Consider the following 26,052-nt stretch of genomic DNA (forward strand, 5'->3'; position numbering starts at 1 on the left):
CCAGCCCCGTGATCCGGGCTGGATGCTGAGAAGACCGCCGGGGCGACCGACCCCAGGCTGCGGCGGTCGTCCCCGAGGAGCGCACATGGCAAAGGCGTACCCCCTGCTCATCGCGATCGTCCTGGGCGGCGTGCTGTCCGGCGCGCCGGCCGCGGCCGCGCCGGCGAGCGCGCCGTCGCTGTCGGATGCCGTTACGACTGTCCTACTCGGACATGCGCCCGCGACCCTGGCGGCCACCGCCCGGAGCCGCGCGCAGGTCACCGTCCAACGGCGGGACGGCTCCGGCTGGGCCTTCGGCAGCGCCGTCTTGACGGCGTCCGCGCAGCCCGACGCGTACCCGTTGGGCTGGCTCTTCCTGGCGCACCGCGAAGCCGGCGGCTGGCGCGTGGAGCTGGAGGGCGACCAGGGTTTCACCGACCTCGCGGGCGGCGCGGCCGTGCTCTCGACCTCCGAGCGCCAGGTCTTCACCACTCCGTCCAGAGTGGAGTACGCAGGTGGCGACTTCCGGACGGGCATGCGCCTGCCGTACGCGGTCGGCCAGTCCTGGAGCCTGACCGGCGGTCCGCACGGGTGGGGCGGCAGTGAGGCCCCGTGGAGTTCGGTCGACCTGTCCGGCGGCGACGGGCGGGTGCTGGCCCCGCGGGCCGGGCTGGCCTACACGATGTGCAGCAGCGGCCGGGGCTGGATCCGCGTGATCCACGATCGCGGCTACTCGACCGACTACTACCACCTGTTCAACAACATCTCGGCCAACGGGCTGTCGGTGAGCGAGGGCACGTTCCTCGGCAACATCGGCACCGACGTCTCCTGCGGCGGCTCGGCGACCGGCGCGCACGTGCACTTCGCCCTGCGGCAGAACAGCGCCTACGTGCCGATCGCGGACCACAACTTCGGCAAGTGGGTGATCCGCGTGGGCGGCGCGGTCTACCAGGGATCGGCGTTGCACGGCAGCGCGCAGGTCGGCGTCGGCGGGGCGCTGTACAACTACGGCGCGCTCGGCCTGACCCAGGGCGTGATCGACGCCAACGGCGGCGGCACGGTCAACAAGCGCTCCGGGCCTGGCACGGGCTACGGCGTGGTGGGCAGCGTGGCCGACGGCGCGACCGTGTCGATCGCGTGCTCGGCGTCGGGCACCAGCCACACCGGACGGTGGGGCACGACCAGCCTCTGGAACAAGCTCACCGACGGCACCTGGATCAGCGACGCCTTCATCTGGACCGGCAGCAACGGGACGGTCAACGGGACCTGCTGAGGTCCGGCACGAGCCCGCGGGCCAGCGCGCGAGCCTGGTCCGCGGGCTCGGCCGTGCGTTCGCGGAGGGCGGTCACCGTCGCCCCGTCCATGAGCAGTACGAACTGCGGCGCCTTGGTCTTCGCGTCGGCCACGCCGTGCTCGCGCAGCAGCCCCTCGACGTACGCGGTCACCTTCGCCTTGTGCTCGGCGGCGACCTGATGCGCCGGGCTGTCCGGGTCGGCGGTCTCGATCATGGTGTTGATGAAGGCGCAGCCGCGGAAGTCCGCGCGGGCGAACCGTTCGGCGAGCGCGTCGAAGACCGCGAGCGGGTCGCCCCCCAAGGCCGCCACCCGTTCGGTCAGCCACTGCCGCCATCGTTCGTCCCGGCGCCGGAGCACCGCGACGACCAGCTCGTCCTTGCCGCTGAAGTGCCGATAGAACGACGCCCGGCCGACGCCCGACGTGGTCAGGATGCGTTCCAGCCCGACCGCGCGGATGCCGTCGGCGTAGAAGAGGTCCTCCGCGGTGTCGAGGAGGCGTTCGCGGGCTCGGGTCGCCATGAGACGAGCATAACCCGATCTTGACGAAAACGGAACCGATCGGTACCGTCTTGCAAACGGAACCATTCAGTACCGTTTTGGAGGCACGTGATGCCGCGTCTGACTCAAGTCACCGACGACCCGACCGGCCTGCTCGACAAGGTCCGTCAGCAGCTCGGCCGGGTTCCCAACCTGTACGCCACCATGGCCAACGGCCCGGCGGCGCTCGACGGCTACCTCGCCTTACGGAGTCACCTGGTCAAGGGCAAGCTCACCGCCCGGCTCCGGGAACAGCTCGCCCTCCTGGTCGCGGAGGAGAACGGCTGTGACTACTGCGTCGCCGCGCACACCTTCCGCGGCAAGCTGATGAAGCTGACCGACGACGAACTACTGGCCACCCGGGTGGCCGAGGACGCCGACCCACACGCGGAAGCGGTGCTGCTCCTGGCTCGGGACGTCATGCGTACGCGGGGCAAGGTGGACGACGCGACCCTTGCCGAGGTCCGGGCGGCCGGGGTGACCGACGCCGAGGTGGCCGAAGTCGTCGCCCACGTCGCGCTCAACGTCCTGTCGAACTACTTCAACCACCTGGCGCAGCCGGAGCTGGACTTCCCGGCGGCCCCTTCGCTAGAGAAGTCGGTTGAGGAGGTCGCGCGATGAAGCGGCAATGGCGACGGGGCAGCATCGAACTGGTCGGCGGGTACGCCCTGCTCGACAAGGCCGGGCAGCCGGTGGACCGGCTGGCGGACATCCGGTTCGCGGTCGAGGGCGGGTTCGTCAACGTGCGTGTGCCGGGGCGGCCGGGCACCCAGCTCGTCTCCGCGCCGAGCGTCCGCCGCATCCAGTGCGACTGGGAGGAGTAGGCGCGGACTAGCGGGTTCCGCGGACCGCCCAGGCCCGGGCGGTGAGTTCGATCGGACCCTCGCCGAGCCGGCTGCGCAGCTCGTCGCGCAGAACGGCTCGGCGCGGTTCGTCCAGGGACATGGCGTACGCCGGACCGGGGCCCTGGCCGCCGAGGAAGGGCTGCCAGTAGTCGGCGAAGGTCGGGAACACGGTCGGGATCTCGATGGAGTCGACCACGACGTCGCTCAGGCCCGCGCCGGTCCACAGTGCCCGCAGCGGATCGGGATGGCACAGCGCGAACCGGGAGCCCTCGTGGAACCGCTCGGCGCCGGGATCGACCGTGGTCGCGGCCGCCCAGAAGTGCCGCATCAGCTCCATGCCCTCGGCGTAGTCCCAGACGTACGCCGCCACGACCCCGCCGGGCTTGGCGACCCGGGCGAACTCGGTCAGCGCCGCGCCCGGCTCGGGCACGAAGTTGATCGCGAGCCCGCTGACCACCGCGTCGTACGCCGAACTCGCCAGCCGCAGCTCGCGCGCGTCGCCCAGGTAGAACTCCGCCCGGGGGTCGGCGACCCGATTCCGGGCGGTCCCCAGGAACCCCGCCGACGAGTCCACTCCGACGATGCTCGCCGGCTCCGCCAGGATCAGCACCGCCGCCGTCAGCGCGCCGGTTCCGCAGCCGACATCGAGCCATCGGGCGTTCGGGCGTACGCCCAGCCAGGGCACGAAGATCGCCGCGACCGCCCGGCTCCAGCGGCCCACATAAGCCTCGTACGCGTCGCCCGCCGACCACACGTCCGTCATGAGTGCCGACAGTACGCTCCGCCCGCGCGGTGCGTTGTGCAGTCGTCGTATCGTGTGGCACCGATGGGGGTGACGCCGGCATGAGGCTGACGACAGAGGCCGTGTTCCTGATGCTGACCTGGGTCGTGCTGGTCAGCACCGCACTCGTGCTGCTCGCGCTGCATGTGCGGGGCGTACGCCGCGCGTTGCGGACGGCGAATCATCAGGCGGTGCTGCGGTCGCGGGAGCCGTACCACGAGCTGGTCGCCCGGTATCCGTACATCCAACGGGTGCTCTTCGAAGGCGAAGACCTGGACGCGCTCGACGATGATTCCCGCGTACGGGTGACGCAGGCGTGGACGATCCTGCTGACCTGGCACGAGTCGGTGCTGCTGCATGAGCAGTCCGGCGGGATCGCCCCGGCGACCGCCGAGCAGTGGACGAACATGCTGATCCGGCAGCTGCACACGCCGGTGTTCCAGCGCCTGTGGCGGGAGCACGGCTGGACGTTCCACCCGGCGTTGCGGCTGTTCGTCTCGGCCGCGGCGGGACTGCCCGCGCCCAAGGCGCCCGACATCCGCGCTCACGCCAACGCCTGACGTACCGGATGGTGGGATTCTCCGCAGTGGACGCAACTTCTGGGAGCGCTTCCAGCGTCCTTCGCTCATGAAGCTCACGAAAGTGTTCTCTTGCGCCGCCCTGTTGTCGGTGCTGGCGGCTACGGCCTGCGGCGGCGGCGCGAAGCCCGCGGCCGAACCGTCCGGTCCCCGCGCCGGGGCCAACTGCGAGGAGGCGGCCGCCGCCGGGCGGGCCGTCCACTTCGGCGCCGAGGAGAGCGCCGACCTGTACGGGCTGGTCTTCGGCGAGGGTGCGACCGGCATCGTCATCGCCCACATGAACGGCGGCGACGTCTGCCAGGGCATGCCGTACGCGAAGGAGCTGGCCGGACGCGGCTACCGGGCGATGGTCTTCGACTTCGCGGGGTTCGGGGCGTCGCCGGGGTCGGCCGCCGTCCCGCAGGCGCGCCAGGTCGTCGCGGCCGCCACCTTCCTGCGCAAGGACGGCGCGGCCAATATCGTCCTCATCGGCGGGTCGATGGGCGCGACCGCCTCGGTGGCCGCCGCCCCGCAGTTGACCCCGCCGCCGAAGGCCGTGGTGAGCCTGTCCGCCCCGACGACGTTCGCCACCGACAATGCGTTGGCGGGCGCGGGCAAGCTCGCCAGCCCGGTGTTCTACAGCGCGGGCGAGTACGAGAGCACCTTCGCCGACGCCGCCAAGCAGCTCTACGACGCCACGCCCAAGAGCGTTCCGCGTACGCTGCTGCTCGGGGAGGCCTCGGCGAACCACGGGCTCTGGTTGAGCGACCCGACGGTGGGCGTCCAGCCGCTGCGCGCGAAGATCGCCGAATTCCTCACTGTGAATGCACCGGCCGCCTGATGGTATAAGGGAACGATGCCCGAGGCTCGCCGTGATCCGCCCATCGGGCTGATCTTCGTCCTCACCGGATTGCTGCTCGTGGCGATCGGCACGTTCGCCCTGCCGTGGGCGGCCCCGGTGGCCTCGGCGGAGTCGGCCGCGCCGGTCACGTACGCCGACCTCATGTCCCAGGCGATCGACGTCGCCGCACAGACCTTCGCCGACCTGTACTTCTCGGTCCTGGGGCTGCTGCTGATGATGCTGGTCGCGATCTTCGGCGTACGCGGAACCTGGCCGTCGCGCTACGGCCAGCGGCGGCGGGTGCATCGGACGCTGGCCACGATGGCGTGCGCCGTCGCGGTCAGCGCGCTCCTCACAGCGGTCGCCGAGATCGGCCGGCCCGGGATCGGCGCCGGGCTGGCCGGGGCCGGCTACCTCTTCGTGGCGGTCGGCGTGTTCATCGGTCCGAGCCGTCGCCGGACCACGCCCCGCCCACCCCGACCCCCTCGCCCACCGCGTGCACCGCGCGCACCCCGGGCACGTCGACCCGAGGCCGAACCCCGATTGGATCAGGGTTCCAGGTCGAATCTTTCCTCAAGATTCGACCCAGAACCCTGATCCAGCGCGCAAAGCGTCGGTGCCAGGCTAGGGGGCGATGACTGCCCGGGCTTCGGCGACCTGACGGGCGATGGCGTCGGCGCCCGAATCCCGCGCCAGCGCCGCAGCTTCGTCCAGGATGGACAGCGCGTCGTCGCGGCGGCCGTCGCCGAACGCGAGGTAGGCCAGCCCGACCTGGTTCGCCGCGACGCCGGACAGGAAGCCGAGTTCGCGGCGCAGCGCGGAGGACTGCTCCAGGAACTCCCGCGCCTGCTCCAACCTGCCGTCGGCGTGTGCCACCACGCCGAGGTGGCGCAGGGCGTACGACTGGGTCAGCGTGTCGCCGGTCGCGGTGGCCAGCGCCAACGATCGCTCGAACCAGGGGAGCGCCGCCGCGCGGTCGTCGCGGACGACCTGGTGGACGATGCCGATCCAGAACAACGCCTCGCCTTCGCCCCGCTGGTCGCCGAGACCGGCGTACAGGGAGGCGGCCCGCTCGAACAATTCCAGCTCCCGGGGGTCCTCGACCCGGTCGGCGAAGAATCGCACGTTCAGCAGGCGGCCACGCGCCAGCGCGGTGTCGGCCTCCAGCGCGTCGAGGCCTCGCTCGGCGGCGTCGAGGTCGCCGACATCGCCGCCGAAGGTGCCTTTTTCGTACGCGGAACGAGCCTGGTCGAGCCGTTGATCAGCGGTCATGGAGCACACGGTAGCCGGGCGGGTTCGACCGGTCCTCCCTAGACTGTCCGGATGAGCGTGCAGATCGTGCCGCGCCCCGACCTCGGGGTGACCGTGGTCGAGATCGCCGGGGAGCTCGACATCGACAGCGCGCCCGCGTTCCGGGAATGCCTGACCGGGGTGGTCCGCGACGGCGCGACCCGGATCGTGGTGGACGCGCACAGACTCCGGTTCTGCGACTCCATCGGGTTGTCCAGTCTGATCACGACGCAGCAGGCGTGCCTTGCTAGGGGCGGGTTCCTCCGGCTCGCCGGAGCCGACGACGCGCTGCGGCGGCTGTTGCTGATCGTCGGGCTGCTCGACTACGTCCCGGCGTACGCGTCGGTGGAGGCAGCGGCGTCGGGTGATCCGGCGGCGCGGGCGTACGCCGAGCACGCCCGCGCCGCCCGCTGATCAGCCGCGTACTCGCTCGGCCGCCGCGACCAGGTTGGACAATGCCGCCTCCACCTGGGCGTACGCCCGGGTCTTGAGCCCGCAGTCGGGGTTGGCCCAGACGCGGTCGGCCGGCAGGACCCGCAGGATCTTCCGCAGGTGCTCCTCGATCTCGGCGACGTCCGGGACGCGGGGCGAGTGGATGTCGTACACCCCAGGCCCCAGTCCCCGGCCGTAGTCGGCGATTCCGGGGGCCGTCAGCAGCGTCCCGCCCGACCGGGCCGACTCGATCGTGGTGACGTCGGCGTCGAGGGCGTCGATCGCCGCCAGCACCTCGCCCGCGTTCGAGTAGCACAGGTGCGTGTGGATCTGCGTGGCGTCCGACGCTCCGGACGTCGCCCACCGGTACGCCCCGACCGACCATTCGAGGTACTCGGGCTGGGCGGCCTGCCGCAGCGGCAGCAGTTCCCGCAGGGCGGGCTCGTCCACCTGGATGATCCCGATCCCGGCCGCCTCCAGGTCCTCGACCTCGCCCCGCAACGCGTCGGCGAGCTGCCAGACGACGTCCCGCAGCGGGATGTCCCGGCGGACGAAGGACCAGGCCACGATGGTCACCGGACCAGTGAGCATGCCCTTGACCGGGCGGTCGGTCAGCGACTGGGCGTGGGTCGCCCAGCGTACGGTGATCGGCTCGGCGCGCTTGACGTCGGCGTGGATGATCGGCGGCCGGGTGCAGCGGGAGCCGTACGACTGAACCCAGCCGTGCCGGGTCACCGCGCAGCCGTCGAGGTGCTCGGCGAAGTACTGCACCATGTCGTTGCGTTCCGGTTCGCCGTGGACGAGGACGTCCAGCCCGAGCCGTTCCTGCAGCCGGATGACGTGCTCGATCTCGGCGCGTACCCGGGTCTCGTACTCGGCCACGTCCACCGTGCCGGCGGCCAGCGCCGCCCGAGCCTCCCGGAGATCACCCGTCTGCGGGAACGATCCGATCGTCGTGGTGGGCACCGGCGGCAGTCCGAGCCGCGCCTGCGCCTTTGCGCGTACCGCATAGGGAGACCGGGTGGCGGTGGCCGTGACCCCGAAACCGGACGGGACCGGCGCGGAGATCGGGCCCGCGAGGAGCGACCCGCGTGACAGGGCGACGATCTCACGGACCTTCTGCTCGGCGAAGGCGAGCCGATCGCGCAGATCCGGATCGAGGTCCGTCTCCTGCTCGACGTCGTACGGGACGTGGAGCAGCGGGCACGAACTGCCGATGACGACCTCGGCGGCGTGCGGGCGCAGCCGGTCGACGAGGGTGAGCACGTCCGGCGAGGTACGCCACACGTCCCGCCCGGACACGACGCCCGCGACGACCGTCTTGCCGTGCAGCAGCGACAGGTCGGGCAGGCCGCCCCGGACGAGGTCGAGCGCGATCCCGTGGACGGCGGACAACGCGGGCAGCGCCTCGCCCAGGTCGCCGAAGTAGCCCGCGACCAGGATCTTCGGCCCGGCCGACGCGAGCCGCTCGTACGCCCGCCGCACCGCCGCGAGCTGGTCGGGAGTCAGGTCGGTGACCAGCGCGGGCTCGTCGAGCTGGACCCAGGCGGCCCCCGCCTCGGCCAGCTGGGCCAGGACGGCCGCGTAGACCGGCAGCAGATCGTCCAACCGGGACAGTGGCGTGAACCCCTCCGGCGAGCCGGGCGCGGCCTGCGCGAGCAGCAGGAACGTGATCGGGCCGAGCAGGACCGGGCGGGTGTCGACGCCGAGCGCGAGTGCCTCGCGGTACTCGGCCAGCGGCTTATCGGAGGCGAGCCGGAACGGGCTGGTCGCGTCGATCTCCGGCACGAGATAGTGATAGTTGGTGTCGAACCACTTCGTCATCCGCAGCGGCGGCAGCTCCTGCGTCCCCCGGGCCATCGCGAAGTACCGGTCCAGCTCCGGCAGGTGCCGGTAGCGGTCCGGCACGGCGTCCACGAGCACCGCCGTGTCCAGCACGTGGTCGTAGAGCGAGAAGGTGTTGGACGGGATGCCCGCCAACCCCAGCTCCCGCAGCCGCAGCCAGGTCTGCGCCCGGAGCTGCGCCGCCGTGTCCTGCAGACGATCGGATGATCCGTCCCAATAGGACTCCAGGGCGCGTTTGAGCTCGCGCCGGGGGCCGATGCGGGGATAGCCGAGGACGGTCGAGGCCGGGAAATCAGTCATGCCGACAGTGATAACGGCGTCACGGCCGGTGGTGTCGGCGCTATTCGCTGGGCTTATGTTCTCCGGCACTGGGAGGGCTTGCCCGAGCAGCCAGAGCACGGTCAGTGATACTGGGGCGTGCGCACCGACCCCACGCTCCGCGACATCCGGTGCTTCACCGTGGTCGCGCGCCGCGCGGGGTTCTCGGCCGCCGCCGCCGAGCTGGGAATCTCCCAACCGGCGGTGAGCCAAGCCATCGCCCGGCTGGAAAGCGCACTCGGCGTGACCCTGCTGACCCGCGCCAACGGGGTCGCGCTCACCGAGGCGGGCCGGGCGTTGCTCACCCGGGCCGAGGCCCTGCTCGAACAGGCCGACCTGCTCGTCTCCGACGCCGCCCGGCTCGCGATTCCGGACGCGGACGCTATTCGCCTCGCTTATGCGCCGCTCGTCGGCGGCCTCGCGGCGAAGATCGCCCGGCGGCTGCGGGACCGCAAGCCTGGCGTACCGGTCACCCTGGTCCCGGCGCACTGGGAGCCCGCCACCACCGCGCTCACCGGCGGATCCGTCGGCGCGGCTCTCATGACCACACCGTTCCCGCCCGGCCTCGCGTCCGCCGCCCGCTTTCGGATGCCCGTGACCCACGTCGCGGTCCGCGCGGGGGAGCGCCTCGCGACAGCGTCAGCGATACGCACAGAGCAGCTGTTCGGTCACGAGATGCTCATCCCCCGCATGCTGTGGTCGGCGATGCTCGCGGCGTTCCCCGGACCCCACCAGCCCCGGGTGACCGTCGTCGACGACGACCTGTACGCGGGCTGCGACCTGGTCGCGGCCGGACGCGGAGTGCTGCCGGTCCCGCGACTGCTGGCCGAGACCGTACGCCGGCCCGACGTGGTCTTCGTGCCCTTCGAAACGCGGCTGCACCTCACGTACGCCCTGGTCTGGGACCCGACGCGGGTGACACCGGAACTGGTGGCGCTGATCCAGGCGACGCAGGAAGCCCTCCGCACCTTCCTCGCCTGACCCCGTCGCTGCTCGCTCGCGCCCCTCCGCCCCCGCCCCCGCCCCGCCGCTGCTCGCTCGCGCTCGCCGCTCGCCCCGTGCTCTCCCCGTTGATCATGGAGTTAACTGTGGCGTCGACGGCGTGTCGAGGGTGCGAAGTCCATGATCAACGAAGGGTCGGTGGGGTCAGGTGAGGACTTTGGCTAGGAAGCCGTCGAGCTTGCCGCGCAACCGGTCGACCTGTTCGTCCACGCTGAGCGTCTCGTCCAGCCGCCCGCCGGTGTGCGGCTTCTTGAGTCCGCGCACGTAGAGGGAGCAGGCCAGGTCGGTGCAGATGTAGACACCGACGGAATTCCCTTGCCGCCCGGCGACGCCGGCCTTGCGCGCGGTCATGAGGGAGACTCCATTGCCCGGATGCGTCGTCAGGCACAGCGAGCACATGCTGCGATGCAGCAGCCCGCGTTTCTGCGCGGCGAGCCGCAGAGCCACCCCGACGAGCTGCCCGTCCGGCGTCGTCGCCGAGGACGGCGCGGCCTGCTCAGTCGGCTCAGTCGGCTCAGTCGGCTCGGTCGGGACGGACTCGGTGACCAGGTACGCCCGATCGGGAGCGGAGATGTCGGGCCAGGCGAGGAAGTCGAGGTCGGCCCAGGGCCGGTCGCCGAGGTCGCGGGGGAGGGAGAGGCGTACGGTCTCGCCTTTGGTGCAGTTGACGAAGGACGACCGGATCTCGGCCTCGGCTAGGGATCTCATGCCCCTACCGTATGATACTAGGCAACTGACTTATCCCTCTAGGTTGACCGACGGCGGGCCAACGGTGGCCCAACAGTGGCCGAATCGCGGCCGAGGAACGGAGCACCGAGTGCCAAGAGCTGGTCTGAGCACCGAACGGGTCGTCCTGGCCGCCGCCGACCTGGCCGACCAGGTCGGCTTCGACGCCGTGTCGGTCTCGGCGTTGGCCCGGGGCTTCGGAGTCAAGGACGCCAGCCTCTACTCGCATGTCAAGAACCTGCAGGACCTGCGGGAACGAGTCGCCTTGAAGGCCAGCGAGGAGTTCGCCGACCGGATCGCGGCGGCGGTCGCCGGCCGGGCCGGGCGCGATGCGCTGGCCGCGTTCGCCGGGGCGTACCGGGACTTCGCGGTGCACCACCCCGGCCGGTACGCCGCTTCGCAGATGCCGCTCGAACCGGCCGTCCTCGAACGGTCGTCCGGCCCTCGCCGGCTCATTGAGGCGACCGCCGCCGTCCTCCGGGCGTACGCGTTGCCGGAGCCGGACCAGACCGACGCGGTCCGGCTGCTGCGCAGCTTCTTCCACGGTTTCGCCGATCTGGAGGCGTCCGGGGCGTTCCACCACCCGCGAGGGCTCGACGACTCGTGGGGGCGCATCGTCGACTCGCTGCACTACCTGCTGCAGAACTGGCCGCGCACGACGGACTGAGAAGCGACGGACTGAGAAGCGACGGACTGAGAAGCGACGGACTGAGAAGCGACGGACTGAGAAGCGACGGACTGAGAGCCGACGAACTAACCGGCGCGCAGTTCGTCGCGGTGTTCCCGCATCTCGGCGACCATCCCGGCGAGGAAGCGATGCACCGTCGCCAGTTCCTCGTCGGTGAACTGCTTCATGACGTCCTGCGTACGCCCGGCGAGCGGACGGAAGAACTCGCGGGCCACGGCGGCGCCGGGTTCGGCGTACCGGAGGAAGATCTTGCGGCGGTCGGCGGTGTCGCGATCGCGGTAGACGTGGCCCGCCGCTTCCAGCCGGTCGATCACGCCGGTGACCGAGCCGGACGAGAAGTTCAGCTCCTCCCGCAGGGTGCCCGGAGTGATCGGCTGCCCGGCGAGTTCCGCCTCCATGATCAGGATCAGCGCGTGCAGGTCGGCTGGACCGAGCTGGTTTCGCGCCGCGAAGGCGTCCCCGATGTGCTGCGAGTGCGCCGAGTAGAGCCGAAGCTCGCTGATGATTTCGCTGATCAGCCTGGCCCGGGGGTCGTCGGCCCGCTGGAACACGCTGTCCGTCACGCGGATCACTATAACCGCAGCTACCGGCCATCTCGCGTACCGAGATAGTCGGGCTGCCGTGAGGTCCGCCTAGGCCCGGTGGCGAGCTATCCCCAATGGGCCGCGCGGTTGCAGGGTCAGCCCGGCTCGCGGCGTCGGATCGCCGTCGAGCTGGGTGAGTCGGCCGTCCAGGCAGGGCAACAGAGCGGAGCGCAGCATCGCGCGGGCCAAGTGCGCCCCGAGACACGTACGCCGTCCAGCGCTGAACGGCAGGAACCCCCAGGACGGCCGGCCCGGCCCGGCGGCGGTGAACCGTTCGGGACGGAACACGCCGGGATCGGGCCATAGTCCGGGATCGCGATGGGTCAGGTAGGGGGAGTAGAGCACCAGCGTCCCGGCGGGAATGTCCGTCCCCGCGACGGTGACGTCGGCCGCGGCGACCCGGCTGCCGATCCAGCCCGCCGGATAGAGCCGGAGCACCTCGTCCAGCACCGCTGGCAGGGCATCCGGCGTACGCCACTCGGGTGCGCCCGCGAGATGCCAAGCGGCCCAGGCCAAGGTGTGCGCCGTGGTGTCGTAGCCGGCCGCGAGGGCGACCCGGATCTCCTCCGCCGCGCCGGGCATCCCCGAGAGAGCGGCGGCGAGCGTACCGGGTGGCGGGTCGGCCAGGACGGCTTCGATGTGGCGGTCGATCCGGTGGAACAACCGGGGGCGGGGCAGCAGCGGATGTGGCATCGGCCGGTGCAACGGGCTCAGGAACGCACGCAGCAGCCGGTCGGGCAGCCGTCCCCCGAAGAAGGCGGCGTTGAGCAGGTGCCGGACGATGTCGCTCGCCCACTCCAGTGCCTCGAACTCGGCGGCGGGAGCCCGCCGGGCGGCCACTTCGTCCAGCCGGTCGAGCAGAACGGCGAGCGATCGATTGTGGAAACTCGGGTTGAGGTCGCGCCGTCGCTCGTCGTGCTCGGGGACGTCGGAGTGCACCACGCCGCCCGCCAGATAGGGGGTCAGCCCGCTCAGACTCCCGGCCGCCCGGAACGTGGCGAGGTCGCCGAGGACCGTCCGATTCCACTCTGGACAGTAGCCGACGACGGCGCGCCGCCAGAGGCTCAGCTCGAACACCGGAGCGACTGCGGCTCGCTCGGTCAGCAGGGCGACCGGGTCGCGTACCCACCGCCACAGGTCGCGGATCACGGATAGACCCGGCCCTTCCAGCGTGCCTTCCGGCGCAGCGCGGTCGCGTACACCGGCAGCGCCGCGAGCGGCGTGATCGGCACCAACGCGGCCTCGGCGTACGCACCGCGACCGGTCTTGGCGTTGGTGAGGATCCGTTCGGCCAGCCCGAGCACCGCGGCGATCCGCCAGGCGCGCCCGTGTCGCCAGCGCAACCACGGCACCGTGTACGCCGTGACGTGGAACGCGGCGCTCGCGAGCAACACCGCGTCGTTGCCGAGATGGGCCGCCCGTAGGCTCTTGCCCAGCCCGGCCACCGTCTGCCGATAGTCGTCGTACATCCGGGTCTGGACCAGATCGCCGCCCAGGGCCAGGCCGAGCTTCAGCCCCAGCCGTCGGGCGCGCCGGGCCAGGGCCACGTCCTCGACGATCCGATCGTGGACCGCCTCGTGGCCGCCGACGGTCGCGTACGCCTTCCGCCAGAACGCGAGCAGCTGGCCGTTGGCGGCGGCCGCCGAGGGAACGGGCAGGTCGAGCAGCCGATGCGGCAGGAAGGCCAGCAGCGTCTCGTCGATCAACGGCACCAGCAGCCGCTCACCCAGCCCAGGGCTCCCGGTGAGCTGCCGGGGGAAGACGGAGAAGACGTCGGCCCGTTGCCGCCTCGCCTCGTGCAGGATCGCGTCCAGCGCGCCCGGCCGGAGCACCACGTCGGCATCGCAGAACACGAGCAGTTCACCGGTGGCCGCCTCGGCGAGCTGGTGGCAGGCCCAGTTCTTGCCGATCCAGCCGTCCGGCCGGGGCTTGCCCCGGATCAGTCGCAGCCGTGGGTCGGCGTAGGCGCGGACGACGTCGGCGGTGCCGTCGGACGACTGGTCGTCGAGGACGAGGATCTCGTCGGCGGGCTGGGCCAGCAGTCCGGGAAGCAGCTTCGGCAACCGCAGCGCCTCGTCCCGGGCCGGCACCAACACCGACACCCGAGGCGGGGTCTGTTCCCCGCGCTGCGGACGGAGCACCGGGAAGGTGGCCGCGTTGACCACGAGACCCGCCGTCTTGACGACGTGATAGGCGGCGACGACCGCGCTCAGGACCGCCATGGCAGCCGCCTCCCCAGCGCGTCGATGCGTTCGTCCCAGCTGCGCCGGCCGGGCAGGACGAGGCGGAATCCCGTCGGCCCGGTACGCGGATCGGCCATTGCCAGCTCTAGGTCCATTGTAGAAAGCTCGTCCCGGAGCGTCCGAGCGAGCACGCCAGTCAGCACACCCACGTCACCGGCCGTGGCAGCCGCCGATGAAGCCCCGCCGGAAACCGGGGAAGCCAAGCCGGAAGCCGCCGTGGGGACCGCCGATCCAAGCGAGCGGATCGACACGTACGCCTCCGGGAACTGCTGGCCGCGCAGCACCACCCGGACCGCGACGGCGGCCAAGGGCACTCCGGCGCGGTGGGCGTACCAGGCTGCTCCGTCGGCGAGCGGGCCGGGCGGTCCCGCTGGACGCAGTCCGCCCTCGGGGTAGACCACCAGCGCCCGGCCCTCGGCGAGGTACCGCAGTCCCGTGCGTACCTCGCCCGATCCGAAGACGCCCAGTCGCCGTGTGAAGGCGTACCACTGGATGTTGTCCTGGAGCATCACGAGGCAGGCGGTTCGCCGGGCGTGCCGCAGCAGCGCGGCGGCCACGAACGGGTCCCACCAGCTGTGGTGGTTCGCGGCCCAGACGAACGGCCCGGCGGGCAGGCGGCCGCGCAGCCAGACGCCGCGCAGGCCGCCGCGGACCAGCCGGTCGAAGCCCGTGGTCAGGACGCCGGCGACCGGATCAGCCACGGTCGTGCTCCGCTCGGACCGCCTGCCGCCGCCACAGCAGCAAGGTCAGGGTGACCAGCGCGAACCCGAAGCCGAAGTCCTCGACCGGGATGTGCCACGGGAACCGGAGCCCGGAGGTCGCGGCGGCGCTGTACCGCACGATGGGCCGGCCGGCGCGGGTGAGCCAGCCGTCGACCGGGATCTGGAAGGCCAGGGCGATCGCGAGCGTGATCCAGTAGCGCGCCTGCCGGAACAGGCCGGTCCGGAAGATCAGCAGTTCGAGCGCGACGACGGCGGCCGGCGCGGCGACTGCGGCGATGGTGTACTCAGCGGCCACGCTGGGTCTCCCGCCGAGAGCCGAGGACCTCATAGGTCAGGACGGCGCAGATCGGCACGACCAGGAAGAAGAGCAACTCCTCGATCGGCAGGCCGGCAAGGTGTACCCCCACGACCTGGTCCGGGCTCCACCACCAGTGGCCGCGTCGCGCCGCCAGCAGATCCCAGACGGCGAACACGACGACGACCGGAACCAGGGTGAGCGCCAGCCGGGCGGGTCGCCGATAGACCCGCGCGCCCAGGATCACCTCCAGCGGCAGCGTGATCACCACGCAAGCGGCTAGGACGGCGGCGTACTGCCAGCGGTCCATCACGTCCGCCCCGGATCGGGTGCGAGCGTGTCCGCATAGCGCAGCGCCCGCCGCTCGGGCTCCGGCAGCAGCCACGGCTGATGCACCGCCTTGCCGGGCAGGCCGGCCAGCTCGGGCACCCAGCGCCGGACGTAGCCGCCAGTCGGGTCGAACCGCTCGGCCTGGCGCACCGGGTTGAACCGCCGATAGGGCTTGGTGTCGTTGCCGGTCCCGGCCACCCACTGCCAGTTCCCGTTGTTGTTGGCCACGTCGGCGTCCAGCAACAGGCTCGCGTACCAGGCGGCGCCGGCGCGCCAGTCCAGACCCAGGTGCTTGGTCAGGAAGGACGCCGTGATCAGCCGCGCGCGATTGTGCATCCAGCCCTCGGCCGCGAGCTGCCGCATCCCCGCGTCCACGATCGGCACGCCGGTCTGCCCCTCGCGCCACGCGTCCAGCGCACTCTGGTCGTCGGCCCACTTCTCGTCCGCGTTCCGGCGATACGCCTTGTGGGGCAGGTCGGGAAAGCAGGCCAGTACCTGGTGATAGAAGTCCCGCCAGCACACCTGCCGCACGTACGCCTCGACGTCGCCGATCTGGCGCGCCACCTCGACCGGGGACACGCAGCCGAAGTGCAGATAGGGGCTCATCCGGCTGGTCCGGTCGGCGGCCAGATCGTCGTGGATCTCGGCGTACTCGGCGCTGGTCTTGCGCCAGGCCGACAGCCGGGCGCGCCCTTCGGTCTCGCCGCCGGGGAGCAGCCCGGTCGCCGAGCCGCCTGCGGGCAGCCGCCCGGGCGCGATGCCGCCGGGCATGCATACCTTTCGAGGGACGGGCAGCTCCGGCCGGTGCCGGAATCCTTGCCAGGCGCGCCAATACGGCGTGAAGACGCGATAGTGATCGCCGCCGCTGGACGGACGCAGGGCGCCGGGCGGGACGACGGTGACGGAGTCGAAGAGCTTCAGCGCCAGCCGTTCGTCGGCACAGGCCCGGCGCAACCGGCGTTCGCGGGCGGCGGCGAAGCCGCTGACGTCGGTCGCGAGCCCGATGCCGAACGCACCCGTCTCCCGGGCGAGCTTGACAGCCTCGGTGACCGGATCGCCTTCCCGGATCACCAGCTCGCCGCCCAGATGGCGCAACGATTCCCGGAGGTCGGCCAGGCTCTCGGCGAGGAACCGCTGCCGATAGGGCGAGCTGGGCACGCTCGGATCGGCCACGAACAGGGGCACGACCCGGTCGGCGATCTCGCACGCGGCGTGCAGCGCCGGGTTGTCGGCGACCCGCAGGTCCCGGGTGAACAGCACGACGGCGGTACGCATCAGGCCCCCAGGGCGATCGAGTGGGGTGCCAGGGCGACGCCCCGGCCGGTCGGCGTCAGCAGACTCCGTGCGGTGACCATTACCCGCGTACGCCGGGGTACCACCGCCCGCCGGGCGAACACGTCGTACGCCTGGCGTTCGATCTCGCCGAGGATGCCGGAGTAGAGGTGGAACGCCGTGCGGATACAGGCCTGAGCGGCCGGCGCGAGCATCGGTACGCCGGGCGCGGCGAGGGCGTAGTGGCGCCGGGCGCGCTCAGCCTCGAACCGGATGAGCGCGCGGAGGCGGTCGTCGCTGCGACCGGTCTCGCGGGCGCGGTCGAGGTCGGCCTCGGTGACGCCGAACCGGTCGAGGTCGTCCTTCGGCAGGTAGATCCGGCCGCGATCGAGATCTTCGCCGACGTCCCGCAGGAAGTTGGTGAGCTGGAAGGCCAGGCCCAGCTGACGGGCTGGTTCCCGGGCCGCCGCCGGGTCGGCCGGACCGAGGATCGGCAGCATCATCGTGCCGATCACGGCGGCCGACCCCTCCATGTACTCCAGCAGGTCGGCGTAGGTGGCGTAGGACGCCACGTCGAGATCCATCTCCATGCTGCGCAGGAACGCCGTGAAGTCCGCGCGGTCCAGGTCCTGGACGGCGATCGTGTGCAGGACGGCGGGCAGGATCGGATCGTCGACCGGCACGCCGGACAAGCCGAGGGCGAACGAGGCGCCCCAGGCCCGCAGGCGCGCCGCCCGCTGCGCGACGGTCAGGTCCGGCGTCGAGTCGACGATCTCGTCGGCGTAGCGGGTGAAGCCGTAGAGCGCGTGCACGTGCGGGCGCAGCTCGGCCGGCAGCAGCCGGGTCGCGAGGTAGTAGGTCCGGCCGTGGCGGCGGTGGAGCTTTCGGCACTCCTCGTACGCGGCAGCCAGGCGCTCGTCCACGATCTTCCCCTCTCGCAGGCGTCCGCTCATGCTAATTCGACGCAGCAATCGACGCAACTCGCGACATCGGCTAATCTCGGAGGGTGGCCGAAGAGACTCTCACGCTGACCGTCGCCCGACCGGCCGGTCCGACCTGGCTCGCGACGCTCGCCGAAGCCGTCGATGAGCGGCTCGCATCCTTCGTCGCGACTGAGTCGGCGGCGCTCGTCGCGCTGGATCCGCGGCTCGATCTGCTGGCCTCGACGGCCCGTGACGCGGTGCTGGGCGGCGGCAAACGGCTGCGGCCGGTGTTCGCGTACTGGGGGTGGCGGGCCTGCGGCGGACAGGAGCCCACCGAGCGGGTGCTCCCGGCGCTGTCCGCGCTCGAGCTGCTGCACGCGTTCGCCCTCGTGCACGACGACGTCATGGATCGGTCGGCGACCCGGCGCGGCCGGCCGACCGCCCATCGCGCGCTGGCTGCGGCTCACGAGCGGTCCGGGCTGACCGGGGCGTCGGAGCGGTTCGGCGATTCGACCGCCGTGCTCGTCGGCGACCTCTGCCTCGTCTGGGCCGACCGGTTGATGGCTCAGGCGCTGGTGCCCGCGACCGCGCTGGCCGCCGCGCGGCAGGCGTACGACGTGATGCGGGTCGAGGCGATCGCCGGGCAGTTCCTGGACGTCCTCGGCGAGCACTCTCCGGAGTGGACGGTGGACCGGGCGTTGCGGGTCGCCCGGCTCAAGACCGCCGGCTACACCGTCGTCCGCCCGCTGCACTTCGGCGGGGCACTGGCCGGGCGGCTCGACTCGTCGGCGGCGGCCGCGTTCACCCGGTACGGCGTCAGCGTCGGCGAGGCGTTCCAGTTGCGCGACGACCTGCTCGGCGTGTTCGGGGAGCCGGCGCGGACCGGCAAACCCGCCGGGGACGACCTGGCCCAGGGCAAGCCCACGGTGCTGATCCAGCTCGCCCGCACGGCCGCTAGCGGCCCGAGCCGGATCGAGATCGACGCCCTGCTCGACCGCTGCCGAGGCGAAGCTCCGCCGGACCCCGATCAGCTCCGGCGGCTGACCGAACTGATCGAGTCCACCGGGGCGCCCGAGCGGGTCCGCGAGATGATCACCGAGCGGGTGACGGCTGGCGTCGAGGCGCTGGCCACGGCCCCGATCACCGATGACGCCCGGTCCGCGCTCACCTCGCTGGCGTACGCGGCCGCCTGGCGGTCGGCATGAGCGCCCCGCGGATCACCGGTCCCACCGATCGCGTGGTCGTCATCGGAGCCGGGCTCGGCGGCCTGGCCGCCGCGCTGCATCTGGCCGGAGCCGGTCGCCAGGTGACCGTGCTGGAGAAGGCGAACCAGCCCGGCGGCCGGGCGGGACGGCGGTCGGCGGCCGGGTTCGACTTCGACAGCGGGCCGACCGTGCTCACCATGCCCGACCTGATCGCCGAGGCGCTGGCAGCGGTCGGCGAGAACCTGGCGGACTGGCTCTCCCTGACACAGCTCGACCCGGCGTACCGGGCATGGTTCGCCGACGGCTCCCAGCTCGACGTGACCGCCGAGCCCGATCGCATGGCGGCCGAGATCGCCCGGCTCTGCGGACCACGGGAGGCCGACGGCTACCGCCGCTTCGCCGCGTACGCCCAGCGCCTGTGGGAGCTGGAACGGGCCGACTTCATCGACCGGAACTTCGACCGGCCACGCGATCTGGTGACGCTCAACCTGTTGCGGCTGCTCGGACAGGGCGCGTTCGGCGGCCTGCAGCGCCGGGTCGACCGGTTCTTCCGCGACGAGCGCACCCGCCGAGTCTTCTCCTTCCAGGCGATGTACGCCGGGCTCGCCCCGCAGGACGCCCGGGCGCTGTACGCCGTCATCGCGTACCTGGACACCATCGCGGGCGTGTACTACCCGGCCGGCGGGATGCACGCCGTGCCGATCGCGCTCGCGGGCGCGGCCGACAAGCACGGAGTCGAGTTCCACTACCAGGCCGAGGCGACGGAGGTGGAGGTCCGGGCGGGCCGGGCGGTCGCCGTGCACACCGCCGACGGGCGCCGCTTCCCCGCCGACGCGGTCGTCCTCAACCCGGACACCGAGGCGGCGTACCGGCTGCTGCCCGGACCGGGTCCGCGGCGCGTCCAGCGGTACTCGCCGTCGTGCGTCGTGCTGCACATCGGCTCCACCCGGGCGTACGCGCACACGGCGCACCACAACATCCACTTCGGGCACGCCTGGCGGCGTACCTTCACCGAGGTGATCCGGCGCGGCGAGCTGATGAGCGACCCGTCGCTGCTGGTCACGAACCCGAGCCGGACCGATCCCACCGTCGCGCCCGCCGCTCGGCAGGCGTACTACGTGCTCGCCCCGGTGCCCAACCTGACCGCCGGCCCGCTGGACTGGCGGGGCGGCCTGGCCGAGCGCTACGCCGACGAGCTGGTGAAGGTGCTCGAAACCCGGGGGTACGCCGGACTCGGCGACTCGATCGTCACCCGGCAGGTCGTCACGCCGGCGGACTGGGCGGCTGACGGAATGGCTGCGGGAACGCCGTTCGCCGCCGCGCACACGCTGGCGCAGACCGGCCCGTTCCGGTCCCCGAATCGCCATCCGAGCCTGGCGAACGTGGTGTTCGCCGGGTCGGGGACGACCCCCGGGGTCGGCGTACCGATGGTGTTGATCTCCGGCAAGCTCGCCGCCCAGCGGATCACCGGTCCCCGGGCTCAGTCCGGATGATCGGCCCGTTCGGCGGTGCTCGCGATGTTGCGCGCCATCCCGCCGAAGATCACCGCGTGGAACGGGGAGATCGCCCGCCAGTAGAGGTGGCCGGACAGGCCTCGGGGCAGGAAGATCGCGCGCTGGCGGTAGACGCTGTCGGGCCCGTCGCCGTCGACCGCCATCTCCAGCCAGGCCCGGCCGGGCAACAACATCTCGGCGCGCAGCCGCAGCAGCCGGCCCGGTTCGATCTCCTCGACCCGCCAGAAGTCCAGCGCTTCGCCGACGAAAAGCTCCTCGGGGTCGCGGCGGCCCCGGCGCAGCCCGACCCCGCCGAGGGCCCGGTCGAGCCAGCCCCGGACGGACCAGGCCAGCGGGAACGAGTACCACCCGGTCTCGCCGCCGATGCCGGTGACGACCCGCCACAACGAGCCGGACGACGCCTGCACCGGGCGTTCGCGCCGATCGACGTACGCCGTACCGCCCGACCAGTCCGGGTCGGTCGGCAACGGGTCGGCCGGCGCCCGCGTCCACTCCGCCGTGGACCAGCGCGTCTCGACGTCGGCGTCGCGGATCTTCGCCAGCGCCAGGCGTACCGCCTCGTCGAACCCCTTGAGGCCGCCCGGCGGGTCGGGCACGTAGTCGGCGATGTCGTGATCGTGGCGGACCGCCTCGTGGATCAGGCTCTCCACCAGCGGCTTCGCGATCGCCCCGGGAACGGGGGTCACCAGGCCGACCCATTGCGAGCTGAGCCAGGGCGACAGCGTACGCACCGGCAGGATGACCCGGGGCGGCAGCTGCGCGACCCGGGCGTACCGGCGCATCATCTCGGCGTACGTGAGGATGTCCGGGCCGCCGATGTCGAAGGACCGGCTGACCTCGTCGGGAACGGTCGCCCAGCCGGTCAGATAGTGCAGCACGTCCCGGACGGCGATCGGCTGGATGCGGTTGCCGACCCAGCGCGGGGTCACCATGACCGGCAGCCGCTCGGTCAGGTAGCGCAGCATCTCGAAGGAGGCGGAGCCGGAGCCGAGGATGATGGCGGCGCGCAGCGTCACGGTCGGCACACCGGTCGAGGCCAATACCGTGGCGACCTCGGATCGCGATCGCAGATGCGCCGACGCCGCGGAGTCGCCGGTGACGGCCGGGCCGCCGAGATACACGATCCGGCGTACGCCCGCCGCCGCGGCCGCCTCCGCGAAGGCGCGCGCCGCCCGGCGGTCGCGGTCCTCGAAGTCCGGCGTCCCGAGCGAGTGCACCAAGTAGTACGCGACGTCGACGCCGGCGAAGACGTCCGTCAGCGACTCGGCGGCGAGCAGGTCGCCCTCGACCACCTCGGCGTACCGGGCCCATGGAACGTCGCGTAGTCGGGTCGCCGATCGGGTCAGGCAGCGGACCTCGTGCCCGGCCTCCAGCAGCCGGGGTGCCAGTCGGCCGCCGATGTATCCGGTAGCCCCTGTGACCAGGCATCGCATACTCTTAACGGTAGCAGTTGCATCGAAATCCGCATCATAAAAAGGGGACGGGGGAGCGGAATTCCGGCGGCGGGCGGGCAACTAGGCTTCCTCCGTGCGCGCACGGCCGCCGACCCGATCGGCCGCCGACCGGACGGCAGGAAGATCGGCTGAAGAGGGGAAATCGTGGTGGCAGAGGAGGCCCTGACGGCGAGCGAGGCCGCCCGGCTCGTCGGCGTCGCCGTCACCACGTTGCGTACCTGGGATCGCCGCTACGGACTCGGGCCGGAGAGCCGTCAAACCGGGAAACACCGCCGGTACGGGCCGGCGGACCTGCGGCGGCTGGCCGAGATGCAGCGCCTCGTCGGGCAGGGTGTGGCGCCGGCGCAGGCCGCCGCCTGGGTCCTCGGCCGGCCGATCCCGGCGGCTCGGCGCGACGGCGGCGGGCACGCGGTGGCGGTCGGCTCCGCCGGCCCGGCCGTGCGCGGGCTGACCCGGGCCGCGCTGCGGCTCGACGCGGCCGAACTGCGCCGGATCATCGGCGGCGCGCTCGCCCAGGACGGCGTCGTCGCGACGTGGACCGAGCTGCTGGCGCCCGCGCTCATCCACATCGGACGCAAGCATGCGGCGACCGGCGCGCTGGTCGAGGTGGAACACCTGATCTCGAAAGAGATCTCGGTGGGACTCGCGGCGACCGAGTGGCCGTCGTCGGCGGCCCAGATCCTGCTCGCGTGCACCGACGAGGAGCAGCACAGCCTGGCACTGGAAGCGCTGGCGGCGGCCCTCGCCGAAACCGGTGTCGCGACCCGGCTGCTCGGTGCCCGGGTGCCGCCGGAGGCGCTCCGGGAGGCCGTCCGCCGAGCCGGGCCCGACATCGTCGTGCTGTGGTCGCAGACCCGGGAGACGGCCCACGTCGGCCAGCTCACCGACGTCCTCGCCGCCCGGCCCGCGGCCAAGCTGGTGCTCGCCGGTGGACCGGGCTGGGACGGCGTACGCCTGCCGGAGGCGGTCCGCCGGCCCAGGAGTCTGGCCGAGGCGGTCGGCCTCGTCACCGGACGTCAGCCGATCGAGGCTTCGCCGAGCGGCGTACGTCGATAGCGGATCTCGTGCCGGTGCCGCTCGCCGATGACGAATCCGGCGTCGCGGAGCACCGTCAGATGCTCGGAGACGGTCCCGGCGGCCAGCGCGTGCCGGTGGGCCAGCACAGTCGTGCTCGTGGGTGAGCCCAGATCGGCGAGCAGCGCGGCCCGGGTCTTGCCCATCAGCCGCCCGAGCGCGGCCTGCCGATCCGAGGCCGGGGGCTGCCACAAGGTGCCGAGCCCGCGGGCGGGGTAGACGACGGCGGGCTGCCACGGCGGATCGACGATGACGACGACCTGGTCCCATTTGAACGCGCTCGGGACCAGGATCAGGCCCTCGCCCCGCAGATCGCGGTGGTCGTCGTCGCCATACTCGCGGGTCAGTACGCCGTTGCCCCAGCGCAGCCGGGGATGCAGCTCGGCGAACAGCCGGTCGAGTCCGCCCTCGGCCAGCCGCCGGGACTGGAAGCTCACGTCGGCGTCGAGCAGCCCGCGTACCTGGGGCCACACCGGTTCGACCAGCACCTCCCAGGCCCGCCGGATCAGCTCGACCAGCATCGCCAGTACGCGAGCCGGGTCGCCCAGCAGCAGTCGTCCGGTCGGCGACTCCACCGCGCCCGGGGTGTCGGCCAGCGACCGGCGCAGCTCTCGGCGTATCTGTTGATGATCAGTGGCGGCCACGGCCCGCAGCTCGTCGGCGAATCGCGCCGCCCGCCCGCCCGGCGGCGGGGAGAGGAAGTCCGGCGCGTAGCCGCGGCGGGGCAGGAGCAGGTGGAGCGGGCGAAGGTCGAGGCCTTGGCGGTCGACGGTACTGAGCCACCGCCGATGCGGCCCGGGGTCCTCGGACGCAGAGAGCAGCCGGACCGCGGAGACCGTCTCCAGCATGGGCGAGGCGGCGAAGCGGCAGCGCAGTAGGTCGTCCGGGCTGAACCGGAGCGTGACCGCCACTCTGACCTCCAGACATCGGGCAGACATTCGGTGATCGCCGAATCACTGGCGCCCACTCTAGCCCGGCCCGCACAGTGATCACCGCACGAACGACAGCGAGGAGAACGAAGATGAATCGGGACTGGGAGCAGCGCAGCGACGCCCTCTGGGCGGACTTCAACGCCGCGCCGGACAAGTGGGACGAGGAGGAGTTCCGCGCCCGGGTCGGCGACCTCGCCGACGAACTCGGACCCGGCCACCCGGTCGCCGCGTTCGAACGGGCCTGCGCGTGGGACTCGACCGGGCACTCCGACCGGGCCATCCCGTCGTATCGCGAGGCCTTGGAGCTGGGCATCGACGGCATCCGGCGGCGGCGCTCGGTGATCCAGATGTCGAGTTCCCTGCGCAACATGGGGCAGGCCGAGGAGAGCGTGCGGCTGCTGACCGCTGAGCGTACGCAGGGCTCCGACGAACTGGACGACGCGCTCAGCGCCACCCTGGCCCTCGCGCTGACCAGCGTCGGCCGGGAACGCGAGGCGGTGTCGCTCGCGGTCGGCGCGCTCGCCAAGCACCTGCCGCGCTATCAGCGGTCCATGGCCAACTACGCCCGGCTGCTGGTCGAGCCGGACGAAGACTGACTCACAGCCAGCCGCGACCCTCGTTGTCGCGCAGGCTGCTGCTCCACAGTCGATCCTCCCGGCCGCCGCCCGCCCGCGCGGCGGCGTCGGCCGGGACCCGCTTGCCGTTGATCCGGGCCAGCGGCAGCGGGGCCTGTCCGCCCCGGCCCTGCCCCGCCAGGATCAGCACGATCGGCAGGCCCGAACCGTCGGGGTCCACCCCGACGATGCGGCCGTACGCCTCCGCGCCATGGCCGGCGAGCACGACTTCGTCGCCGACGAACAGCCAGGTGCCGTCGAGGTCCCAGGCCGGGACCGGTGGTCCGTCGTAATCGGTCATCGCAAGCGCCCCTGTCAGAGTCCCCGCGCCGATGTAAATCACCGACCGTCGCGCCTTACTGACTGTAAGTAGACCATTGGCGCGCGCCGGTGAATAGCATCGCGACTGTGAATCGTGGCGCTTTCACTCACTCCGGCGTCGCGGGCGCGTCACGTGTGCGGCCGGGGATGTCACGGGTGGCGAGGCTGGCAGATCTTGGCGAAACCGCCGACGACCCGAGAGATATTTCCGTACGGTGGGCCAATGACGGAAATGTCCTCTAGCAAGCGGGCCTGGTCGGAAGGTGGCATGGTGTTCGCCGCCTGCATGATGGTCCTGCTGGGCGTCATGCAGTTCTTCCAGGGCCTGGCCGCGATCATCAAGGACTCGTTCTACGTGGTCGCGCCGAACTATGTGTACGAGATCGACACCACCGCCTGGGGCTGGATCCACCTGATCCTGGGCGCCCTGGTCGCGGTCACCGGTTTCTTCCTGTTCACCGGGGCGGCCTGGGCGCGCGGCGTGGGCATCGGCCTCGCGGTGCTCTCCGCCATCGCGCAGTTCTTCTTCCTCCCGTACTACCCGATCTGGGCGCTGGTCATCATCGCGCTCGACGTCTTCGTGATCTGGGCGCTGACCGTCGCGCCGCGCCCGACCGCCTGACCGGGAAGGACCGAGATGAGCAGAGGACCGCTGGACCTCGTCGTCGTCGAGTTCCCGGACGACCTGCCCGGTACGCTCGCGCCGAAGATCGCCCGCCTGGTCGACCAGGGTGCGATCCGGATCATCGACGTCGCCTTCGTCCGCAAGGACGCCGAGGGGAATGTCGGCTCCTTCGAACTCACCGAGCGCGAGGGGGAGGCGGCGTACGAGGCCTTCGACAGCACGATCCAAGCCGTCGACGGGCTGATCGGCGAGGACGATCTAGCGGCCATCGGGGCCGAACTCAGTCCTGGTTCGACGGCGGGCGTACTGCTGTGGGAGAACCTCTGGGCCGCCGAGTTGCGCAGCGAGGTCCAAGCGGCGGGCGGGCGGATCGCGCTGGCCGAACGCATTCCGGCCGACGTCGTCGAGGCTCTCGAAACCGTCTGACGCTCATCCCGACTCATTCCGACTCATTCCGACTCAGTCCGCGGAGGTCGCCATGCTGCTCCGTCCCGCCGTCGTCCGCCGCCGCCCCGGGCTGCTGGGCACAGTGGCCCGAACCGCTGTCGTCGCCGGAACCGCGACCGCCGTCTCCGGGGGCATCCGGAACCGGCAGGCCGCCAAGGCGCAGGCGGCCGCCGACCAGGCGGCGACCCAGCAGGCGGTCGCCGAGATGCAGCAGCAACAGGCGGCTGCCGCGATGCCGGCGGCTCCTCAACCGGGCGTCGACCTCACGGCGGAGCTGAAGAAGCTGGCCGACCTGCATACCGCCGGTGCGCTGACCGATGAGGAGTTCGCCACGGCGAAAGCCCGTCTGCTGGGCTGACCC

The 26,052-nt window shown here is 72.0% G+C and carries 32 protein-coding genes; 16 read left to right on the forward strand and 16 right to left on the reverse strand.

Annotated elements, in window-relative coordinates; all coding sequences use genetic code 11:
- Positions 1 to 85 precede the first annotated feature (85 nt).
- A complete protein-coding gene (locus AB0M47_RS06065) occupies positions 86 to 1,252 on the forward strand; it encodes a peptidoglycan DD-metalloendopeptidase family protein (protein ID WP_363409147.1) in 1,167 nt (388 codons plus the stop codon).
- On the opposite strand, the gene AB0M47_RS06070 is transcribed toward AB0M47_RS06065, so the two are convergent.
- A complete protein-coding gene (locus AB0M47_RS06070; protein ID WP_363409150.1) occupies positions 1,236 to 1,793 on the reverse strand; it encodes a TetR/AcrR family transcriptional regulator in 558 nt (185 codons plus the stop codon). The genes AB0M47_RS06065 and AB0M47_RS06070 overlap by 17 nt on opposite strands.
- Before the next feature lie 90 nt (positions 1,794 to 1,883).
- Between AB0M47_RS06070 and AB0M47_RS06075 the strand changes: the two genes are divergently transcribed.
- Together AB0M47_RS06075 and AB0M47_RS06080 are read left to right on the forward strand one after the other, a co-directional pair.
- Positions 1,884 to 2,432 (forward strand): carboxymuconolactone decarboxylase family protein, encoded by a 549-nt coding sequence (locus AB0M47_RS06075; protein WP_363409153.1) that lies wholly within the window; start codon positions 1,884 to 1,886, stop codon positions 2,430 to 2,432.
- Positions 2,429 to 2,635 (forward strand): hypothetical protein, encoded by a 207-nt coding sequence (locus tag AB0M47_RS06080; RefSeq protein ID WP_363409156.1) that lies wholly within the window; start codon positions 2,429 to 2,431, stop codon positions 2,633 to 2,635. The genes AB0M47_RS06075 and AB0M47_RS06080 overlap by 4 nt, the downstream gene beginning before the upstream one ends.
- A 7-nt stretch (positions 2,636 to 2,642) precedes the next feature.
- On the opposite strand, the gene AB0M47_RS06085 is transcribed toward AB0M47_RS06080, so the two are convergent.
- A complete protein-coding gene (locus tag AB0M47_RS06085) occupies positions 2,643 to 3,419 on the reverse strand; it encodes a class I SAM-dependent methyltransferase (RefSeq protein ID WP_363409159.1) in 777 nt (258 codons plus the stop codon).
- Positions 3,420 to 3,499: 80 nt separating this feature from the next.
- On the opposite strand from AB0M47_RS06085, the gene AB0M47_RS06090 reads away from it, so the two are divergent.
- From AB0M47_RS06090 to AB0M47_RS06100, 3 genes are all read left to right on the forward strand, one after another.
- Positions 3,500 to 3,997 (forward strand): hypothetical protein, encoded by a 498-nt coding sequence (locus AB0M47_RS06090; RefSeq protein ID WP_363409162.1) that lies wholly within the window; start codon positions 3,500 to 3,502, stop codon positions 3,995 to 3,997.
- Between the two features lie 67 nt (positions 3,998 to 4,064).
- Complete coding sequence (locus AB0M47_RS06095; protein ID WP_363409165.1) at positions 4,065 to 4,835, forward strand: alpha/beta fold hydrolase; 771 nt, start codon at positions 4,065 to 4,067, stop codon at positions 4,833 to 4,835.
- Positions 4,836 to 4,850: 15 nt separating this feature from the next.
- Positions 4,851 to 5,432: a hypothetical protein gene (locus AB0M47_RS06100; RefSeq protein WP_363409168.1), complete on the forward strand. Its 582-nt coding sequence runs from the start codon at positions 4,851 to 4,853 to the stop codon at positions 5,430 to 5,432.
- Between the two features lie 27 nt (positions 5,433 to 5,459).
- Here AB0M47_RS06100 and AB0M47_RS06105 read toward each other — a convergent pair whose 3' ends face one another.
- Positions 5,460 to 6,107, reverse strand: a complete 648-nt coding sequence (locus AB0M47_RS06105) for a tetratricopeptide repeat protein (protein WP_363409171.1) — start codon at positions 6,105 to 6,107, stop codon at positions 5,460 to 5,462.
- 51 nt (positions 6,108 to 6,158) lie between these two features.
- Here AB0M47_RS06105 and AB0M47_RS06110 point away from each other — a divergent pair, with 51 nt between their 5' ends.
- On the forward strand, positions 6,159 to 6,539 hold the full coding sequence (locus AB0M47_RS06110) for an STAS domain-containing protein (protein ID WP_363409174.1): 381 nt from the start codon (positions 6,159 to 6,161) through the stop codon (positions 6,537 to 6,539).
- Here the strand turns inward: AB0M47_RS06110 and metE are convergent, their stop codons facing one another.
- Entirely contained in the window at positions 6,540 to 8,702 is a 2,163-nt protein-coding gene (gene metE, locus AB0M47_RS06115; protein ID WP_363409176.1) for a 5-methyltetrahydropteroyltriglutamate--homocysteine S-methyltransferase, read from the reverse strand.
- Between the two features lie 117 nt (positions 8,703 to 8,819).
- Between metE and AB0M47_RS06120 the strand changes: the two genes are divergently transcribed.
- Positions 8,820 to 9,701 (forward strand): LysR family transcriptional regulator, encoded by an 882-nt coding sequence (locus AB0M47_RS06120; RefSeq protein WP_363409179.1) that lies wholly within the window; start codon positions 8,820 to 8,822, stop codon positions 9,699 to 9,701.
- Positions 9,702 to 9,866: 165 nt separating this feature from the next.
- Here AB0M47_RS06120 and AB0M47_RS06125 read toward each other — a convergent pair whose 3' ends face one another.
- Positions 9,867 to 10,430, reverse strand: a complete 564-nt coding sequence (locus AB0M47_RS06125; protein ID WP_363409182.1) for an FBP domain-containing protein — start codon at positions 10,428 to 10,430, stop codon at positions 9,867 to 9,869.
- Positions 10,431 to 10,539: 109 nt separating this feature from the next.
- Here AB0M47_RS06125 and AB0M47_RS06130 point away from each other — a divergent pair, with 109 nt between their 5' ends.
- Positions 10,540 to 11,115: a WHG domain-containing protein gene (locus AB0M47_RS06130; protein WP_363409185.1), complete on the forward strand. Its 576-nt coding sequence runs from the start codon at positions 10,540 to 10,542 to the stop codon at positions 11,113 to 11,115.
- Between the two features lie 86 nt (positions 11,116 to 11,201).
- Here AB0M47_RS06130 and AB0M47_RS06135 read toward each other — a convergent pair whose 3' ends face one another.
- From AB0M47_RS06135 to AB0M47_RS06170, 8 genes are all read right to left on the reverse strand, one after another.
- Positions 11,202 to 11,687 (reverse strand): MarR family transcriptional regulator, encoded by a 486-nt coding sequence (locus tag AB0M47_RS06135; protein ID WP_363409414.1) that lies wholly within the window; start codon positions 11,685 to 11,687, stop codon positions 11,202 to 11,204.
- A gap of 81 nt (positions 11,688 to 11,768) precedes the next feature.
- Positions 11,769 to 12,869: a cytochrome P450 gene (locus AB0M47_RS06140; RefSeq protein WP_363409188.1), complete on the reverse strand. Its 1,101-nt coding sequence runs from the start codon at positions 12,867 to 12,869 to the stop codon at positions 11,769 to 11,771.
- Positions 12,866 to 13,942 (reverse strand): glycosyltransferase, encoded by a 1,077-nt coding sequence (locus AB0M47_RS06145; protein WP_363409191.1) that lies wholly within the window; start codon positions 13,940 to 13,942, stop codon positions 12,866 to 12,868. Before AB0M47_RS06145 ends, AB0M47_RS06140 begins: the two co-directional genes overlap by 4 nt.
- Complete coding sequence (locus tag AB0M47_RS06150) at positions 13,930 to 14,664, reverse strand: lysophospholipid acyltransferase family protein (RefSeq protein ID WP_363409194.1); 735 nt, start codon at positions 14,662 to 14,664, stop codon at positions 13,930 to 13,932. Before AB0M47_RS06150 ends, AB0M47_RS06145 begins: the two co-directional genes overlap by 13 nt.
- Positions 14,657 to 14,980: a lycopene cyclase domain-containing protein gene (locus tag AB0M47_RS06155; protein ID WP_363409197.1), complete on the reverse strand. Its 324-nt coding sequence runs from the start codon at positions 14,978 to 14,980 to the stop codon at positions 14,657 to 14,659. The genes AB0M47_RS06150 and AB0M47_RS06155 overlap by 8 nt, the downstream gene beginning before the upstream one ends.
- Positions 14,970 to 15,290, reverse strand: coding sequence for a lycopene cyclase domain-containing protein (locus tag AB0M47_RS06160; RefSeq protein ID WP_363409200.1), 321 nt, complete (start codon positions 15,288 to 15,290; stop codon positions 14,970 to 14,972). Before AB0M47_RS06160 ends, AB0M47_RS06155 begins: the two co-directional genes overlap by 11 nt.
- Complete coding sequence (locus AB0M47_RS06165; RefSeq protein WP_363409203.1) at positions 15,290 to 16,585, reverse strand: deoxyribodipyrimidine photo-lyase; 1,296 nt, start codon at positions 16,583 to 16,585, stop codon at positions 15,290 to 15,292. Before AB0M47_RS06165 ends, AB0M47_RS06160 begins: the two co-directional genes overlap by 1 nt.
- Positions 16,585 to 17,505 (reverse strand): phytoene/squalene synthase family protein, encoded by a 921-nt coding sequence (locus tag AB0M47_RS06170; RefSeq protein ID WP_363409417.1) that lies wholly within the window; start codon positions 17,503 to 17,505, stop codon positions 16,585 to 16,587. Before AB0M47_RS06170 ends, AB0M47_RS06165 begins: the two co-directional genes overlap by 1 nt.
- Positions 17,506 to 17,588: 83 nt before the next feature.
- Between AB0M47_RS06170 and AB0M47_RS06175 the strand changes: the two genes are divergently transcribed.
- Entirely contained in the window at positions 17,589 to 18,710 is a 1,122-nt protein-coding gene (locus AB0M47_RS06175) for a polyprenyl synthetase family protein (protein ID WP_363409206.1), read from the forward strand.
- Positions 18,707 to 20,203 carry a phytoene desaturase family protein gene (gene crtI / locus AB0M47_RS06180; RefSeq protein WP_363409209.1) on the forward strand — a complete coding sequence of 499 codons (1,497 nt, stop codon included), beginning with the start codon at positions 18,707 to 18,709 and terminating at the stop codon, positions 20,201 to 20,203. Before AB0M47_RS06175 ends, crtI begins: the two co-directional genes overlap by 4 nt.
- On the opposite strand, the gene AB0M47_RS06185 is transcribed toward crtI, so the two are convergent.
- On the reverse strand, positions 20,191 to 21,657 hold the full coding sequence (locus AB0M47_RS06185; protein ID WP_363409212.1) for an SDR family oxidoreductase: 1,467 nt from the start codon (positions 21,655 to 21,657) through the stop codon (positions 20,191 to 20,193). The two genes, crtI and AB0M47_RS06185, sit on opposite strands and share 13 nt — an antisense overlap.
- Positions 21,658 to 21,825: 168 nt before the next feature.
- Between AB0M47_RS06185 and AB0M47_RS06190 the strand changes: the two genes are divergently transcribed.
- Entirely contained in the window at positions 21,826 to 22,734 is a 909-nt protein-coding gene (locus tag AB0M47_RS06190) for a MerR family transcriptional regulator (protein WP_363409420.1), read from the forward strand.
- Here AB0M47_RS06190 and AB0M47_RS06195 read toward each other — a convergent pair.
- Entirely contained in the window at positions 22,695 to 23,663 is a 969-nt protein-coding gene (locus AB0M47_RS06195; RefSeq protein WP_363409215.1) for a DUF5937 family protein, read from the reverse strand. The two genes, AB0M47_RS06190 and AB0M47_RS06195, sit on opposite strands and share 40 nt — an antisense overlap.
- 110 nt (positions 23,664 to 23,773) lie before the next feature.
- Here AB0M47_RS06195 and AB0M47_RS06200 point away from each other — a divergent pair, with 110 nt between their 5' ends.
- Positions 23,774 to 24,280: a tetratricopeptide repeat protein gene (locus tag AB0M47_RS06200; RefSeq protein ID WP_363409217.1), complete on the forward strand. Its 507-nt coding sequence runs from the start codon at positions 23,774 to 23,776 to the stop codon at positions 24,278 to 24,280.
- A gap of 1 nt (position 24,281) precedes the next feature.
- Here the strand turns inward: AB0M47_RS06200 and AB0M47_RS06205 are convergent, their stop codons facing one another.
- Positions 24,282 to 24,599, reverse strand: a complete 318-nt coding sequence (locus AB0M47_RS06205; RefSeq protein WP_363409220.1) for a hypothetical protein — start codon at positions 24,597 to 24,599, stop codon at positions 24,282 to 24,284.
- A 243-nt stretch (positions 24,600 to 24,842) separates the two neighbouring features.
- Here AB0M47_RS06205 and AB0M47_RS06210 point away from each other — a divergent pair, with 243 nt between their 5' ends.
- From AB0M47_RS06210 to AB0M47_RS06220, 3 genes are read left to right on the forward strand one after another with little or no spacing between them, the layout of a single operon-like run.
- On the forward strand, positions 24,843 to 25,241 hold the full coding sequence (locus AB0M47_RS06210; protein ID WP_363409223.1) for a hypothetical protein: 399 nt from the start codon (positions 24,843 to 24,845) through the stop codon (positions 25,239 to 25,241).
- A gap of 15 nt (positions 25,242 to 25,256) precedes the next feature.
- Positions 25,257 to 25,670: a DUF6325 family protein gene (locus AB0M47_RS06215; RefSeq protein WP_363409226.1), complete on the forward strand. Its 414-nt coding sequence runs from the start codon at positions 25,257 to 25,259 to the stop codon at positions 25,668 to 25,670.
- A 52-nt stretch (positions 25,671 to 25,722) separates the two neighbouring features.
- Complete coding sequence (locus tag AB0M47_RS06220; protein ID WP_363409229.1) at positions 25,723 to 26,049, forward strand: SHOCT domain-containing protein; 327 nt, start codon at positions 25,723 to 25,725, stop codon at positions 26,047 to 26,049.
- Positions 26,050 to 26,052 lie beyond the last annotated feature (3 nt).

Source organism: Hamadaea sp. NPDC051192 (genome assembly GCF_040682475.1).
Classification (GTDB): domain Bacteria; phylum Actinomycetota; class Actinomycetes; order Mycobacteriales; family Micromonosporaceae; genus Hamadaea; species Hamadaea flava.